The organism is Janthinobacterium sp. OK676, from assembly GCF_900103595.1.
GTDB lineage: Bacteria > Pseudomonadota > Gammaproteobacteria > Burkholderiales > Burkholderiaceae_D > Janthinobacterium.
Map to the genome: position 1 here is coordinate 247,993 of NZ_FNHA01000004.1, position 14,867 is coordinate 262,859.

Consider the following 14,867-nt stretch of genomic DNA (forward strand, 5'->3'; position numbering starts at 1 on the left):
GCCGCGATGATTTCTCCTGCTTTTGCCTCGGTACTTGCCAGCGGCCGCGCCCAGTTCAACGGCCGTGCGGCGGAAGCGCGCCGGCGCTTTCCCGCGCTCGACATGGCCGCCTTCGGCGCCTTCCTGCACGACGGCGTCGATCCGCTGGTGCTGGCCGTGGCCGCCGCCGCGCCCGAGCGCGTGGGCGGCGTCACCCTGGCCGCCTACGACATGGCCCTGGAACTGGTGGGTCACGGCCTGGCCGGTCCTGCCGCGAAAAATCCGTTCTTGAATACCGTGTGGCGCGAACTGGCGCCGCTGTTTGCGCCGCTGCTGGCGACGGCGCCCGTGGATGTATTGGGCATGCTCAGCAACGCCGCCATCCACATCGCCTCCGTGGCGGGCGCGCGGCCCGCGCAGTGGCAAGCCGGGATGGCTGCCGTGGCGCCGCAAGTGGGCAGCGTCGCGCAGCTGCGCGCCGTGGGCCAGGTGCTGGCCTGGCGCGCCGGCGTCGCGCATTTCCGCCAGGGCGCGCTGGCTGCCGCCGACACCTTGCCACCGGCGCTGGCGCTGGCCGCGTTTGACGAGCCGGGTGCGCAATGGCCGCAGGTGCATGCACAGCTGCTGGACTATCCGTGGCGCGGCAATGCCGAGGGCAGGGAGTTCGGCAGCTTCAGCGGCCTCGGTGGCGATTTCGGCACGCCGCCGCAAGTGCGCGCAACAAACGACGGTTTTATCGTGCGCAGCGCCGAGCGCCATTACCTGCTGGTGGCCGACGCCTATGGCGCCGTGCTGCACAGCGCCACGGCGCAGGAGTATGAGCAGGCCACTACCGGCATGCCATCGTCCGTGCGCCTCGACGGGGCCACCGTGCACGTCGGCGCGCGCAGCATCGCGCTCGACCTGCCGGCCGGCGACATCGCCATCGCCGCGAATGCGCATACCTTGGCCATTACGTCGCCGTGGACGCACGCGATCCGCCTGCTGCCGCTCGCATGAAGACGACCGCCGACACCGCGCTGATCGACGCCTGGCGCGCCGCCTGGCCCGAAGCCCTGGCCGTGTGGAGCAAATTCACGCGCTTGCGCGATCCGAGCCTGTGCGCCAGTCGCGTCGAGGCCAGCAAGCAAGGCTTGTCCGGCAGTTTCGCCATGATACGGCTGCTGGACCAGAGCGTCGTGGTGGACTTGCCGCTGGTGACGGAGCTGGGCCTGGACGACTATGCGCTGGAAGTGCTCGCCCATGAAATCGGCCACCACATCCTCGCGCCGGGCAGCGCCAGTGACCAGTTCCGCCTGCTGGCGCGCATGCGCCGCGCCTTGCCGACCCTGGAACAGCACGCGCCCATGGTGGCCAATCTGTACACGGACCTGTTCATCAACGACCGCCTGCAGCGCCAGGCGAACCTGCGCATGGCCGATATCTACCGCAAGCTGGAGCAGGGACGCTCTGTGGAAGCCAAGGCCAACGGCGGCGTATGGACCCTGTACATGCGCATCTATGAAAACCTGTGGCAGCTGGAAAAGGGAGAGCTCGGTGGCGGCCACGCTGACGAGCGGCTGGACACGGACGCCTGGCTCGGCGCGCGCCTGATACGCGTCTACGCGAACGACTGGATGCTGGCGGCGGGCCGCTTCGCCACCTTGCTGCTGCCTTACCTGGTGGAAGACACGGACGCTCTGAGCCCCAGTCGCTATCTGCTCGATACGCGCGACGCGGCGCGCGGCTGCCAGACGTATGGCGCGCAGCAGATCGAGGATGACGAGGAGGACGGCGCCATCCATCCCGTGCACGACAAACGCATCTCGGGCCTCGACGGGGACGAAGCGCCTGCAGAGCCGGCGGCCAGGCAGGGCGGCGGCCAGCTGCGCGAACCGTTCGAACTGGGCGACATTCTAAAGGCGTCGGGCGTGGACCTGAGCGACCATGAAATCGCCATCCGCTATTACCGCGAACGGGCCTTGCCGCACCTGGTGGCCTTCCCCAGCCGCCCCGCGCCCGAGTCGCAGGAGCCGCAGATGGAAGGGCTGGAACCGTGGGAAATCGGCGACCCGCTGGAAGACATCGACTGGCTGCAATCGGTGATGCAGTCGCCGCGCCCCGTGCCGGGCGTGACCACCGTGCGCCGCGTGTATGGCCGCGAACCGGCGCGCGCCATCGATGCCGTGCCCGTCGACCTCGACATGTACGTGGACAGTTCCGGCTCCATGCCGAACCCGCAGGCGCACACCTCGTTTTTGACCCTGGCTGGCGCCGTCATCGCGCTATCGGCCTTGCGCGCCGGCGCGAAAGTACAGGTGACCCTGTGGAGCGGCAAGAACGAAGTGATGCAAACGCCGGGTTTCGTGCGCGATGAAGACATGATCCTGGGCGTGCTGACGGAATTTTTCGGCGGCGGCACCTGCTTCCCCATCCACCGCCTGCGCCAGACCTATGCGGCAAAGCGCGAGCGGCCCGCGCACATTTTGATGATTTCCGACGACGGCATCACTACCATGTTCGACAAGGATGAGCTGGGCAACAGCGGCTGGGATATCTCGGCGAAAGCGCTGGCCCAGGGCGGCGCGGGCGGCACCATGGCCCTGAACCTGGAGCGCGACTGGGAGGGCGCGGCCAGCCACAAATGGCTGCAGAAAACCTATGACGACTTGAAGCGCGCGCGCCGCGAGCAGGGCTGGGACATCCACGCCGTCGAGCGCTACGAGGACTTGCTGGACTTTGCGCGGGCGTTCAGCCGCAGGCATTATGTTTAAATTACCCCAAAGTCTAAACCTGGGGTCGGACCCTCAGGGTCCGACCCCGGCACTTGTATTTTGGGGTTGGAATTTCAAAGTAAAACGATGAATACTCCTGGCCCACTGCTCGAAATCCTGACCCACCGCCTGGCCGACACGCCCGTCGAATTCCTCGCCGAGCCCCGCATCGCCGGGGTCGCCAATGCGCAGGCCGTGGCCGTGGCCGCGCTGGTCAACGACATTTTGCTGCTGCATGGCGCGCGCGCGCCGGCCGCGTCGCTGCAGGGTTTTGTCGGCGCGCAGGTGAAGGCGGACCGCAACCGGCTGGCGCTGGCCATGATCGTGTGCTGGCTGCTTGCCGACGACTGGTTCACCGCGCAGCAGTTGCCGCAGCCAGCCTTGCTGCAGGTGCTGGGCGAGGCGGCGCGCGAACTGGCCGCTGCCACGCCGGCCCACCAGTTTACGCAAGACCCCGAGCGGCGCGAGGAACTGGCGCGCATCGTGCTGGCGCGCCTCGGCTTTCGACCGCGTGACGAAAGCGTGGCGCAGGCCACGGACCGATTGTCCGCCATCAGCGGCACGGAGCGCCGCCGCCTGCTCGACGCGAGCCGGCTGGCCGAGCAGCGCGCGCGCGAAATCCGCGAAGCGCTGGCGAAAAAGGCGGCCGAGGAATCGGCCGACAAGTGGTCGCGCGAATGACGCTCGCTGGCAAACCTGACGTCAACCTGCCTGGCGGCGCCTGGGCATCGGATCGCGACTACTGTCCCACCCTGACGCCGGCGGGCGCGCGCATGCTGGCGCACTTGCGCAGCCATCCTTGCGCCCCCGTCTACCGCAACCGCAGCGGCAACAAGCTGCTGGCCGGGGAAGTGGAAGCGTTGCGCGCCTACGAGCAGGAAGTCATGGACGCGGTAGCCGCTTGGAATGCCGATGCGCCGCCGTCCTGGCTGGCGGATTTTCTCAAGACGGCCTACGCCACGGTGCCGCATTACCGCGCCTGCGGCTCGCCGCCCGCGCGCCTTGCGGACGTGGCACCCGTCAGCCGCGCCGAGCTGGCCCACGACATCGCCGCCTTCGTGCCCGACGATGCGGACCTGGCGCGCATGATCAATTTCCAGACGACAGGCACCACGGGCCACCCGCTGCTGATCGCTTCGCACCCGCTGGTGGCGGGGCGCTACCTGGCTTTCCACAAGCGCGCGCTGCGCCGCTTCGGCGTGACCCTGCGCCATGGCGCGGGACAGGTGGGCGTGATGCTGCTGGGGCACCAGCGCCGCTGCTTCACCTATGTTTCCGTCACGCCGACGATGAACGAATCGGGCCTGGCGAAGATCAACCTGCACGTGGACGACTGGCGCGACCCGGAAGACCGCGCGCGCTACCTCGATGCCATGGCGCCCGAGCTGATCGCGGGCGACCCCATTTCGTTTGCCGAGTTGCTGACCTTGCCCATGACGCACAAGCCGGCCGCATTGATGTCCGTGTCGATGATGCTCTTGCCCGGCATGCGCGCGCGCCTGGAACAGCGTTTCGGCTGCCCCGTGCTCGATATCTATTCGCTCAATGAAGTGGGACCCGTCGCCGTCTACGATGAACAGGCGGGCGGCCACGTGCTGCTGCAGCACCGGCTGTACGTGGAAATCCTCGATGCTGCGGGCCAGCCCGTGCCCGAGGGCGCGCGCGGCGAAATCACGGTGACGGGCGGCTTCAATTTCTGCCTGCCGCTCGTGCGTTACCGCACCGGCGATTACGCTTCGCTGGCGCATGGCCCGCACGGTCCCGTGCTGGTGGGGCTGGCGGGACGCAGCCCTTTGCGCTATCGCACGGTCAACGGCGAATGGATCAACAATATCGACATCACGCACGCCTTGAAACCGCTGGCCATCGCCCTGTTCGGCGTGCACCAGCACGGCGACGGCGCCATCGCGCTGCGCCTGGCGCCGGGCGCCATGCCGCAGGCTGACCGGGCGCGCGCCTTGCTCGCGCCATTTTTCGGCGACATCGCGGTCGAGACTTTGCTGGCGGAAGACAAGATCATTCAATACACCTCGGATTTGCAGGAAGCGGCAGCATGAACCTTTACAAGCGCGGCCTCGTGGTCGGCAAATTCTGCCCGCTGCACCAGGGCCATGAACTGTTGATTGAGCGTGCAGGTGTCGCCAGCGAAGAACTGCTGGTGGTCAGCTACACCAAGCCCGAATTTCCCGGCTGCGCGCCGGCGCGCAGGGACGGTTGGCTGCGCGCGCAGTTCCCGCAAGCGCGCATCGTCGTGCTGGACGATGCGCGCCTGGCCGCCCTCTGTGCGGCGCGCGGCGTGCCTGCGCGGACCTTGCCGCACAACGACGACGATGGCGACGCGCATCGCCACTTCATGGGCTGGCTGTGCTGGACGGTGCTGGAACTGCCCGTCGATGCCGTGTTTACCAGCGAAGACTATGGCCCCGGTTTTGCACAGGTACTGGAACGGCATTATGCCAGCGGGCCGGTGGCCCACGTGAGCGTGGATCAGGCGAGAGCGGCGGTGCCCGTGTCGGGCACGCGGGTAAGGCAAGATCCGCATGCGCACAGCGCCTTCTTGTCACCTGTCGTTTACGCCAGCTTTGTCACGCGCGTGTGCGTGCTCGGCGGCGAATCGAGCGGCAAGACGACCTTGACGGCCGCGCTGGCGGCGCGTTTCGAGACGGCCTGGGTGGCCGAGTATGGCCGCGAATTGTGGGAACGCCAGGATGGCGTGTTGGCGTATGATGATTTGCTCAAGATCGGCCGCGAGCAGCTGCGCCGCGAAGCGCATGCGCTGTTGGCCGCGCGGCGCTGGCTGTTTTGCGACACCTCGCCCATGACCACGTATTTCTACTGCGTCGAGATGTTCGGCAAGGCCGAGCAGGAACTGGCTCAGCTGGCCGAACACCGCTACGACCTGGTGCTGCTGTGCGCCCCCGACTTCCCCTTCATCCAGGACGGCACGCGCCGCGACGAGGATTTCCGCGCGCGCCAGCATGCGTGGTACCAGGCCGAACTGGCGCGGCGCGGCATTGCCTATGTCAATGTAGCAGGCACGGTCGCAGACAGGGTCGCGCAAGTCGCCCAGTTGCTCGCGCGTAGGTCGGATTAGCGCGCGAGCGCGTAATCCGACATGGCACGCCAACAATGATGTCGGATTACGCTTCGCTAATCCGACCTACGCGGTAAAAGCCGTGTTCACGGCTTTCAGAATCTCGTCCGAAAACGCGTCATCGTCGATGGCGCGCGCCAGCGCCACGGCGCCCACCATGGCCGACAGCATGACGATGGCGTCCTGGCGCGCGTTGCTCTTTTTCTGCCACGGGAAATGCGTGGCCAGCTTGCCGATGATGGCTTTCAGGTGGAAGGTGAAGGCAGGGCGCACGGCCGGCTGCTTGCGCGCGTCGCCCGCCAGGGCGGCCAGCAGACAGCCATCGCCCGGTGCGTCGCGGTGGGCCGCGCTCACGTAATCGCGCACGTACTGGCGCATCGTTTCCGGGCTGATGGTCGCCGCATCGAGCGCCACGCGCGAGTGTTCCGAACCGTGCAGGGTGCTTTCGGCCATCAGCGCTTCCTTCGAGGCGAAGTGGTTGTAGAAGGGGCCATGCGTGAGTCCCGTCGCCTGCATGATCTGTCCCACGCTGACGCCGTCGTAGCCTTTTTCACGGAACAGCCGCGCCGCCTGCGTCAGGATGCGCTGGTGCTTTTCGGCGGTTTCTTCGGCGGGATAACGCATGGCAGGCTCCTGGTCGCGATGTAAAAATAATGGTTGACATCATACATGATGTTCGTCATGCTTCAACGCATTAAACATGATGATCGTCATATTTAATGCGTTAAAGCATGATGGCTATCATGTTTGATGGCCTCAACCCCCCCTATACTGAAGAAGGAATGACCATGAATGCAGTCACTACCCAGGGCACGGCCCTCATCACCGGCGCCTCTTCCGGCCTGGGCGCCGTGTACGCCGACCGCTTGGCCGCGCGCGGCTTCGATTTGATCCTCGTGGCGCGCCGGGTCGAGCGCCTGGGCACCCTGGCCGCCGCGCTGGCGGCAAAATATGGCGTGGCCGTGCGCGCCATGGCCGCCGATCTGGCCGCACCGGCCGACCTGCGGCGCGTAGCCGAAGAACTGGCCGGCAACCCGGCCATCACCATGCTGGTCAATAACGCGGGTGTCTCGACCCTGGGCGCCGTGGTGGACGCGCCGCGCGAGGGCATTGCCGCGATGGACCAGGTCAACGTGGCGGCGCTGGCGCAACTGACGTACGCCGTGCTGCCGCAGTTCAAGCAGCGCAACAGCGGCACCATCATCAACATCGGCTCCGTGCTGTCCTTCCACATTCTGCCCGTCAGCACGATCTACAGCGCCACCAAGGGCTATGTGATGAATTTCACGCGGGGCTTGCAGCAGGAACTGGCCGGCACGGGCATCACGGTGCAGCTGGTGCTGCCCGCGTCGACGGCGACGGAAATCTGGGAATTGAGCGGCGTGCCGCTGGCGCAGCTGGACCAGGCCACCATCATGCGCGCGGAAGACTGCGTCGATGCGGCGCTGGCGGGCCTGGACCAGGGCGAGCTGGTAACCCTGCCTTCGGTGGAAGACCAGGAGCTGTGGGAGCGTTTTGACGCGGCCCGCCTGGCCCTGTTCGCGGGCGCGATGCGCGGCACGCCGGCATCGCGCTATGGCGTCAAAGGCTGACAGGAGGGCGGCCAGCGCCGCGCGCCGAAGTTACAGCGGTCGCACGGGGATGCAGATATCGCAAGAGAATTCTCCGGTGGCCGGGTCTATCGCTGTGGCGGCGGAAAAGCGTTCGAAGCAAGGGCGCTCATCCCACTGCAGGCCGCTGGCCGGCAGCCATTCACGCGTCATGCGCGTCCACGTCTCGGCGATGGCGCTGGACGGCCCCTTGAACTGCGCCACGGCATAGCGCCCGCCGGGCAGGGTGGTGATGCTGGCCCGGCCGCCTGACTGGAAGCCATCTGGCACCGCGACGCAGGCATCGTAGCGGCATTTGTCCGGCGGCGTGATGCCGGGATCATCATGGCCGATACCGTAGCAGATCGCGTCGTCCAGGCCGTGCGACTGCATCCATGGTGCGACGGTGTCGCGCCAGAAGGTGCTGATTGCGGGGCCGTAGGGGCCGATATGGCGCTGGCATGCCACGGTGGCAGGCGGCAGGTCGAGGATGGTAACTTTCATAAGACTCTCTCTATGATGTGAATGGGAGTCGTCATGGTGCTGGAAGTTCGGCAGGCTTTCCTGATCGGTATTGCGCATGGCCTGATCCGGATTGCTATCTTGCCGGCGCAGGCGCATGGCCGCAAGCATGGCAGCGTTTTTTGCGGCAACGTCGGCACGCCAGGCCGTCGGCGTGCAGCCGAATTTCAACTTGAAGGCGCGCGCAAACGCTTCGCCTGACCCGAAGCCCGTTGCCAGCGCGATGTCGAGTATCGTTTCGCCGGGGCGGCAGGCCAGGCGCAAGGCGGCCGTTTCCAGCCGCCGGCGGCGCGCATAGTCGCCCAGCGTTTCACCCATCCAGGCGGCGAACACGCGGTGAAAGTGGAAACGGGAAAAATGCGCGACGTCGGCCAGCTGCGCCAGGTCCAGCGGAGTGTCGAGGTGGCGGTCGATATGATCGAGCACGGCATTCATACGCCGTGCATATTCGGCGCGAAACAGGCCGGACGCCGGCTCTTCAGGGAGAGTGGGAGGGGAAGACATGCCGCCAATTATGGCATGAAGACCCCTGTGGACGGTTTGAAATAGGGCCTCAGGCCGCGTTCAACGCCTGTTCCAGGTCTTCGCGCAAGTCGTCGATATGCTCGATGCCGACGGACAGGCGCAGCATGTCTTCGGACACGCCCGCCTTGGCCAGTTCCTCGGGATTGAGCTGGCGGTGCGTGGTGGAAGCGGGGTGGGTGGCCAGCGACTTGGCGTCGCCGATATTGACCAGGCGCGTGAATAGCTGCAGGGCGTCGAGCACGCGGGCGCCTGCCGCGCGCGGATCCTCGCCAGCCGCCAGTTTCAGTCCGAAGGACAGGATGCCCGAGGCGCGGCCGTCCATGTATTTTTTCACCAGCGCGTGGTCCGGGTGGTCTTCCAGGCCCGCGTAATTGACCCACGCGACTTTCGGATGCTGCTTCAGGTGCTTGGCCAGGGCCAGCGTGTTGTCGCAGATGCGGTCCATGCGCAGGGCCAGGGTCTCGATGCCCTGGATCAGCTGGAAGGCGGAGAGGGGCGAAATGGCCGCACCCATGTTGCGTAGCGGGACGACGCGCGCGCGGCCGATGAAGGCGGCGGGGCCGAACGCGTCCGTGTAGACGACGCCGTGATACGACACGTCCGGTTCGTTCAGGCGCTTGAAGCGCTCCTTGTGCTCGGCCCACGGGAACTTGCCGCTGTCGACGATGGCGCCGCCCACGGTGGTGCCGTGGCCGCCCAGGTATTTGGTCAGCGAGTGGACGACGATGTCGGCGCCATGCTCGATGGGACGGAACAGATAGGGACTCGGCACCGTGTTATCGACGATCAGCGGGATGCCGTGCGCGTGCGCGATCTCGGCCAGTTTTGCCACATCGGTGACATTGCCCAGCGGGTTGCCGATCGATTCGCAGAAGATGGCCTTGGTGCGCGCATCGATCAGTGCGGCGAAGGTCTCGGGCTGGCGCGCGTCGGCGAAGCGCACTTCGATGCCGATCTGCGGCAGGGTGTGGGCAAACAGGTTGTAGGTGCCGCCATACAGCTGGCTGGCGGAGATGAAATTGTCGCCCGCTTCGGCAATCGTCTGGATCGCATAGGTAATCGCCGCCATGCCCGACGCCACGGCCAGCGCGGCCACGCCGCCTTCCAGCGCGGCGACCCGCTTTTCCAGCACGTCCTGCGTGGGGTTCATGATGCGCGTGTAGATATTGCCTGCCACCTTGAGGTCAAACAGGTCGGCGCCATGCTGGGCATTGTCGAAGGCGTAGGCCACCGTCTGGTAGATGGGGACGGCGGCCGCCTTGGTGGTCGGGTCAGGGGTGTAGCCGGCGTGCACGGCCAGGGTTTCGATTCTCATGTGGTCTCCGGTTCGAATGGTCTGCGATGGTCAAATCCGCAGCCATTGTGCCATGCGTACCTTAGCTCGTTGCTACGCTTGATAGAATATTAAGTCATAAGCTAGTGCGGTCTTGATATAAGTCATGCAGCTCCGCCGGTCCGATGAAGCGTTCATGCGTGCCATGCTGCGCGCAGGCAAACGCGCCGCCGATGGCGCCGCGGCGCATGGCGGTGTCCAGGCCTGCATCGCCAAGCCAGGCGTGCAAAAAGGCGGCCACGAACGAATCGCCCGCGCCATTCGTGTCCACCACGGGCAGCGTCAAGCCTGCCGTCGGATAGTGGCGCACGGATGCGCCGTCCCGTTCCAGCAGGTAGGCGCCGTGCGCGCCTGCCATGGCGATCACGGCTTGCGCGCGGCCTTGCGAAATAATCGCGCGCATGACGTCGTCCCGGCGCTCGCCCAGCGCCGCCGTGCTGAGGAAGACCAGGTCGGCGCGCAGTGCGAATTTCCTGTGGTGCGGGTTGACGCCATCCCAGTCGTGCAAGTCGGTCGACACCGTCGTGCCGCATACCTGCGCATCGTCAAACAGTTCGGCCACCCAGCCCATGATGGAAAAATGCGCGTGGCGCGCCGGTCCCAGGTAGGGCAGATAGAAGGCGGCCGGCATGCGCACGTCTTCCGGATGGCGGCCATCGTACAGCGACAGCCGGCGTCCTTGCGGGTCGACCAGGTTGACGCTGCGCCGTGTTCCCGAAGGTTCGACGATGTGCGAGAAATCGAGCTTGGCGTCTTTATAGCGCTGCAGGATGGCCGCGCCTTGCGCATCGTCGCCGATGAAGTCGATGAACTTGCAGCGCAAGCCCAGCGCGTGGCAACCGAGCGCCACGCCATTGCCCGTGTGCGCCACGTAGTCGCGGATGGGCGGCACGTGTAGCGAATCGGCGACGGGCAGTTGCAGGTCGGGGACGCGCACGATGGTGTCGATGCCGGCGCCGCCGACCACTAGGATGTCATAGCTGCTCATGGTGCTGCCTTTTCTAACAGGACGGTGCCGGCCGCGTTCACGGCGACGGCGTCATCTTTGACGATATAGGTTTGGTTCGTGTAGGCGTCGCGCAGTTGTGTGCCATCGGCGAACACGCCATGTACTTTGAGTGCGAGCGCGCCTTGCGCTTCGGGCACGGCGATGATGGCGTCGCCATCCATCACGCGGGCGAACGCATACGGCTTTTCATCGATCAAACGATGCTCGCCGCGCGCCAGGGCAGGGTGGCGCAGCCGGAACTGGCCCAGCTTGCGCGCATGGGCCAGGGTGGCCGCATCGAGCGTAGCCCAGTTCATGCTTGACCGGGTCGCCTGCTGTTCGTCGCCGATGGGCGCCGCGCCGGGCTGGCGCGCGCTTTCATCGCCGTAGAACAGCTGCACGCCGCCCGGCGCCAGCAGCAGGGCGGACAAGCCATGTTTCAGCCGGTCGCGCGGGAACAAACTGGTGTCGTGCGAGGAGATATACGACAGGATGTCGTAGCGGGGGGCCGAGCCCTTGTTCAGCAAGCCCGCGTACTGGCGGTACACGCCGTCGATGCTTTTCCAGTCGCCGCCCGCGCGATGCTGGAAATCGAAATTGATCATCGAGTCGAAGCCCGCGTCATGCCAGCTGCTGCGCTCGGGGCCATGGCCCCACGCTTCGCCCGTCATCCAGAATGGCGCGTCGTCGATTTTCTGCTGCGGGTGGCGCGTCTTCCAGTCTTGCAGTGCATCGGTGGCCGCCGCGCGCAGGGCCAGCCAGCTGGCCGGCTCCACGTGCTTGACGGTGTCGGCCCTGAAACCGTCGACGCCGAATTCGCGCACCCAGTCGGCCAGCCAGCTGACAAGGTAAGTGCGGACAGTCGCATCGGGCAGTGCCACGGCGCGCGTGTCGCTTTTACGTTGCAGGATGGGCGGCAAGCCCACGGCCTTGCCGCTCTCCGTGCGGAAGTCGGGCAGGTAGGCCAGCTGCATCGTGAAATCGTCCTTGCCGCCGTCTGAATAGCCGGGCAAGCCCGCGCGCACCCAGTCCGGGCCCCACCATTGCGCGAATGCGAAGTTGTTGTAGTCGATGAAGCTGTGATAGTCGCGCAGCACGGCCTTTTCATGTCCCGGCCACAGCACGGGCACCTTGAATTCGGACAGGGTGCGCAGGTCCGCGTAGCCGGGGTGGTTCAGCACCACGTCGAACAGCACGCGGATGCCTTGCGCGTGGGCCGTATTGATCATTTCGCGCAATTCCTCGCGCGTGCCCATGTTGGCGTCCATGGTGGTGTAGTCGAGCGCCCAGTAGCCGTGGTAGGCGTAGTGCTGGAATTGCTGCTTGCCGCCCACCACCCAGCCGTGTATCTGCTCATACGGCGCCGTGATCCACAGGGCGTTGACGCCCAGTTCCCTGAAATAGCCGGCTTTGAGCTGCTGCGTGATGCCGGCGATGTCGCCGCCGTGGAAGCTGCCGACGTCGCCGCCTTGCGGATCGGCGGCGCGGCCATAACTGTGGTCGTTGCCGGGGTTGCCGTTGGCGAAGCGGTCCGTCACGGCGAAGTAGACAACCGGATTCTCGGCAAAACTCCCTGCCTGCGCCGAAGCGCACAACAGCAGGGCGGCCAGCGTAGTCAGGGAGCGCCGCATGGTCAGCCCTTCACGCCGCCAGCCGTCAGGCCGGAGATCATCCATTTTTGCGCCAGCAGGAACACGGCCGTGATGGGCAGGCCGGACAGGATGGCCGCCGCGGCGAAGTCGCCCCACAGGTATTTTTGCTCGTACAGGAACAGCTTGGAGCCGACGGCCAGGGTCAGGTTGTTCTGTTCATGCAGCAGCACGGACGCGATCGGGTATTCGATGATGGCGCCGATGAACGACAACAAAAACACCACCATCAGGATGGGCACCGTCATCGGCAGCAGCACGTAGACGAAGGCCTGCCACTGCGTGGCGCCGTCGACCTTGGCCGCTTCCTCGATCTCGATGGGGATGGTTTGGTAGTAGCCCTTGATGGTCCAGATGTGCAGGGCGATGCCGCCCGTATAGGCCAGCACCAGGCTGCCGTGGTGGTCGATGCCCAGCCATGGCACGTAGCTGCCCAGCACGTCGAAGATGGCGTAGATGGCCACCAGGGCCAGCACGGCGGGGAACATTTGCAGCAGCATCAGCGCGGACAGCGTCTGCGACTTGAAGCGGAACTGCATGCGCGCGAACGCATACGCGCAGGTAGTCGACAGCAGCACGGTCACGGTGGCGCTCATGCTGGCCACCTTGATGGAATTCCACAGCCACAGCAGCACGGGGAAGTCCGGTTCGACGAGGGCGCCGTTGGGCGCCTGGTAAGACATGCCCAGCGCCAAGCGCCAGTGCTCGAAGCTGATCTCGGGCGGTATCAGGCTGCCCGAGGCGAAATTGCCGGGCCGCAGGGAGATCGACAAGATCATCAGGAAGGGAAACATCACCAGCGCGATCAGCGCGATCACGGCGACGTGGGCCGCCAGGATGCGCCAGCGGTTGGAACGGTCGACAACGATAGCCATGGCTGTCCTTTATGCTTTGTTCATGCGCGTCAGGCGCATGTTGACCAGCGAAATCGCGGCCACGAGGAAGAAGATCAGGGTCGAGATGGCGGCGGCCAGGCCAAAGTTCTGGCCGGAATCCTCGAACGCGATGCGGTAGGTGTAGGACACGAGCAAGTCCGTCGTGCCGGCCGGCAAGGTGGTGTCGAGGAAATCGGGACGCCCGCCCGTCAGCAAACTGATCAGCACAAAATTGTTGAAGTTGAAGCCGAGGCTGGCCACCATCAGCGGCGTGAGCGGCTTGATGATCAGGGGCAGGGTGATCTTGAAGAAATTCGTCAGCGGTCCCGCGCCGGCCAGGGCCGAGGCTTCGTACAGGTCCGACGGGATCGCCTTGATCAGGCCCATGCACACGACCATCATGTAGGGGTAGCCGAGCCAGGTGTTGACGATCAAGATCATGGCCTTGGCCAAGGTGGTGTCCGAGAACCAGGCGGGCTTGATGCCGAACAGGGCGTCGAGCACGAGGTTGATTTCGCCAAAGTTATTGTTGAACAAGCCCTTGAAGACGAGGATGGAAATGAAACCGGGCACGGCGTACGGCAGGAACAGCAGGGTGCGGTACAGGCCGCGGAAGCGCAGCGCATCCCAGTTCAGGAGCACGGCCAGCACCATGCCCAGGCCCGTCGTGGTGGCCACGCTGATCAGCGCGAAAACGATGGTCCACACGAAAATGCGCAGGAAGGGGCCGCGGAACGCTTCGTCCGAGAAGATCTTGACGAAGTTGGCGAAGCCCACGTTGACCTTGAAGCCCGGTTCCAGTTTCGTGCCGTCCGGCATTTCATAAAAGCCCGTCTTGAAGTTCGGTTTCACGAGTTCGCCCGTGGCGACTTTCTTCAAGGTCTTGTCGGGCAGTTGCTTGTAGACGTGCGCGACGGGGCCGAATTCGCGCAAGCCCACCATGCGCAGCTCGATCTTGTTCGGCAGCACGAGGGTGAGCAGTTTCAAGTCTTTTTGCAGGGCGATGATGTCCTTGATGGGCAGCGGCGCGGCCAGCACGGGCGCCTGCACGGGATCGAGCGGCGCCACTTCCACGTTCAGGGGCACGGCGCGCTTGAGGGCCAGCGGCTGCGTCAAGAGCACTTCGCCCGTGTCCGGGCTTTCCAGGCGCAAGCGGTATTCTTTATTATCGGCATGCACGGTCATGGCATAGCCGGCGCTTTCCACGCGCTGCGTTTCATCCAGCAAATATTGCGTGGCCCGTTCATAGGTGAGCAGGTTGCGCGAACTGAAATTGGTAAAGCCGATCGACACCGTGTACACCATCGGCAGCAGCACGAAGACGATGACCGCCGTGATGCCGGGAAACAGATAGCGGTAAGCATAGGCGCGCGGCGACGTGAAGACAAACGTCGTCAAGGTCAGCAAGCCGAGGAAAACGGCGGCCAGCATGGTCTGGCCGGAAATGTACAACATGAAGAGCAGATACAGACCCAGCGCCATGCTGATGGTCAATACCGTAGGGCCGATAAACTTGCGCACGATGGATACCTGTGAAGATGGATACTGGATGAAGGCGTT

The 14,867-nt window shown here is 65.2% G+C and carries 13 protein-coding genes; 6 read left to right on the forward strand and 7 right to left on the reverse strand.

The annotated features are described in order from the left end of the window. Positions 1-6 precede the first annotated feature (6 nt). From BLU39_RS10470 to BLU39_RS10490, 5 genes are all read left to right on the forward strand, one after another. A complete protein-coding gene (locus tag BLU39_RS10470; RefSeq protein WP_092712663.1) occupies positions 7-978 on the forward strand; it encodes a hypothetical protein in 972 nt (323 codons plus the stop codon). After that, the gene (locus BLU39_RS10475) at positions 975-2,732 is read left to right on the forward strand and encodes a hypothetical protein (RefSeq protein WP_092712665.1); all 1,758 of its coding nucleotides are present in this window, start codon (positions 975-977) and stop codon (positions 2,730-2,732) included. The genes BLU39_RS10470 and BLU39_RS10475 overlap by 4 nt, the downstream gene beginning before the upstream one ends. 87 nt (positions 2,733-2,819) lie before the next feature. Further along, a complete protein-coding gene (locus BLU39_RS10480; RefSeq protein WP_092712667.1) occupies positions 2,820-3,413 on the forward strand; it encodes a hypothetical protein in 594 nt (197 codons plus the stop codon). Beyond that, positions 3,410-4,789, forward strand: a complete 1,380-nt coding sequence (locus BLU39_RS10485) for a phenylacetate--CoA ligase family protein (RefSeq protein WP_092712669.1) — start codon at positions 3,410-3,412, stop codon at positions 4,787-4,789. The genes BLU39_RS10480 and BLU39_RS10485 overlap by 4 nt, the downstream gene beginning before the upstream one ends. Beyond that, positions 4,786-5,826: an AAA family ATPase gene (locus BLU39_RS10490; RefSeq protein ID WP_092712671.1), complete on the forward strand. Its 1,041-nt coding sequence runs from the start codon at positions 4,786-4,788 to the stop codon at positions 5,824-5,826. Before BLU39_RS10485 ends, BLU39_RS10490 begins: the two co-directional genes overlap by 4 nt. A gap of 66 nt (positions 5,827-5,892) precedes the next feature. Here the strand turns inward: BLU39_RS10490 and BLU39_RS10495 are convergent, their stop codons facing one another. After that, positions 5,893-6,450 carry a TetR/AcrR family transcriptional regulator gene (locus tag BLU39_RS10495; protein ID WP_092712674.1) on the reverse strand — a complete coding sequence of 186 codons (558 nt, stop codon included), beginning with the start codon at positions 6,448-6,450 and terminating at the stop codon, positions 5,893-5,895. A gap of 164 nt (positions 6,451-6,614) precedes the next feature. Between BLU39_RS10495 and BLU39_RS10500 the strand changes: the two genes are divergently transcribed. Then, a complete protein-coding gene (locus BLU39_RS10500) occupies positions 6,615-7,418 on the forward strand; it encodes an SDR family NAD(P)-dependent oxidoreductase (protein WP_092712676.1) in 804 nt (267 codons plus the stop codon). 30 nt (positions 7,419-7,448) lie between these two features. On the opposite strand, the gene BLU39_RS10505 is transcribed toward BLU39_RS10500, so the two are convergent. The 6 genes from BLU39_RS10505 to malF form a co-directional block, all read right to left on the reverse strand. Next, positions 7,449-8,441: an AraC family transcriptional regulator gene (locus tag BLU39_RS10505; RefSeq protein WP_217635067.1), complete on the reverse strand. Its 993-nt coding sequence runs from the start codon at positions 8,439-8,441 to the stop codon at positions 7,449-7,451. A gap of 49 nt (positions 8,442-8,490) precedes the next feature. After that, the gene (locus BLU39_RS10510) at positions 8,491-9,777 is read right to left on the reverse strand and encodes an O-acetylhomoserine aminocarboxypropyltransferase/cysteine synthase family protein (protein WP_092712680.1); all 1,287 of its coding nucleotides are present in this window, start codon (positions 9,775-9,777) and stop codon (positions 8,491-8,493) included. Between the two features lie 94 nt (positions 9,778-9,871). Next, the gene (locus BLU39_RS10515) at positions 9,872-10,783 is read right to left on the reverse strand and encodes a carbohydrate kinase family protein (RefSeq protein WP_092712682.1); all 912 of its coding nucleotides are present in this window, start codon (positions 10,781-10,783) and stop codon (positions 9,872-9,874) included. Continuing rightward, positions 10,780-12,414: an alpha-amylase family glycosyl hydrolase gene (locus BLU39_RS10520; protein WP_092712684.1), complete on the reverse strand. Its 1,635-nt coding sequence runs from the start codon at positions 12,412-12,414 to the stop codon at positions 10,780-10,782. The genes BLU39_RS10515 and BLU39_RS10520 overlap by 4 nt, the downstream gene beginning before the upstream one ends. Before the next feature lie 2 nt (positions 12,415-12,416). Then, positions 12,417-13,307: a maltose ABC transporter permease MalG gene (malG, locus tag BLU39_RS10525; RefSeq protein ID WP_034757081.1), complete on the reverse strand. Its 891-nt coding sequence runs from the start codon at positions 13,305-13,307 to the stop codon at positions 12,417-12,419. A 9-nt stretch (positions 13,308-13,316) separates the two neighbouring features. Beyond that, entirely contained in the window at positions 13,317-14,828 is a 1,512-nt protein-coding gene (gene malF, locus BLU39_RS10530; protein ID WP_092712686.1) for a maltose ABC transporter permease MalF, read from the reverse strand. Between the last annotated feature and the right edge of the window lie 39 nt (positions 14,829-14,867).

Excerpts from the sequence above, each read along its gene's own strand:
- BLU39_RS10470 (WP_092712663.1), top strand. The coding sequence starts at position 7 with ATGATTTCTCCTGCTTTTGCCTCGGTACTTGCCAGCGGCCGCGCCCAG.
- BLU39_RS10475 (WP_092712665.1), top strand. The coding sequence starts at position 975 with ATGAAGACGACCGCCGACACCGCGCTGATCGACGCCTGGCGCGCCGCC.
- BLU39_RS10480 (WP_092712667.1), top strand. The coding sequence starts at position 2,820 with ATGAATACTCCTGGCCCACTGCTCGAAATCCTGACCCACCGCCTGGCC.
- BLU39_RS10485 (WP_092712669.1), top strand. The coding sequence starts at position 3,410 with ATGACGCTCGCTGGCAAACCTGACGTCAACCTGCCTGGCGGCGCCTGG.
- BLU39_RS10490 (WP_092712671.1), top strand. The coding sequence starts at position 4,786 with ATGAACCTTTACAAGCGCGGCCTCGTGGTCGGCAAATTCTGCCCGCTG.
- BLU39_RS10495 (WP_092712674.1), bottom strand. The coding sequence starts at position 6,450 with ATGCGTTATCCCGCCGAAGAAACCGCCGAAAAGCACCAGCGCATCCTG.
- BLU39_RS10500 (WP_092712676.1), top strand. The coding sequence starts at position 6,615 with ATGAATGCAGTCACTACCCAGGGCACGGCCCTCATCACCGGCGCCTCT.
- BLU39_RS10505 (WP_217635067.1), bottom strand. The coding sequence starts at position 8,441 with ATGTCTTCCCCTCCCACTCTCCCTGAAGAGCCGGCGTCCGGCCTGTTT.
- BLU39_RS10510 (WP_092712680.1), bottom strand. The coding sequence starts at position 9,777 with ATGAGAATCGAAACCCTGGCCGTGCACGCCGGCTACACCCCTGACCCG.
- BLU39_RS10515 (WP_092712682.1), bottom strand. The coding sequence starts at position 10,783 with ATGAGCAGCTATGACATCCTAGTGGTCGGCGGCGCCGGCATCGACACC.
- BLU39_RS10520 (WP_092712684.1), bottom strand. The coding sequence starts at position 12,414 with ATGCGGCGCTCCCTGACTACGCTGGCCGCCCTGCTGTTGTGCGCTTCG.
- malG (WP_034757081.1), bottom strand. The coding sequence starts at position 13,307 with ATGGCTATCGTTGTCGACCGTTCCAACCGCTGGCGCATCCTGGCGGCC.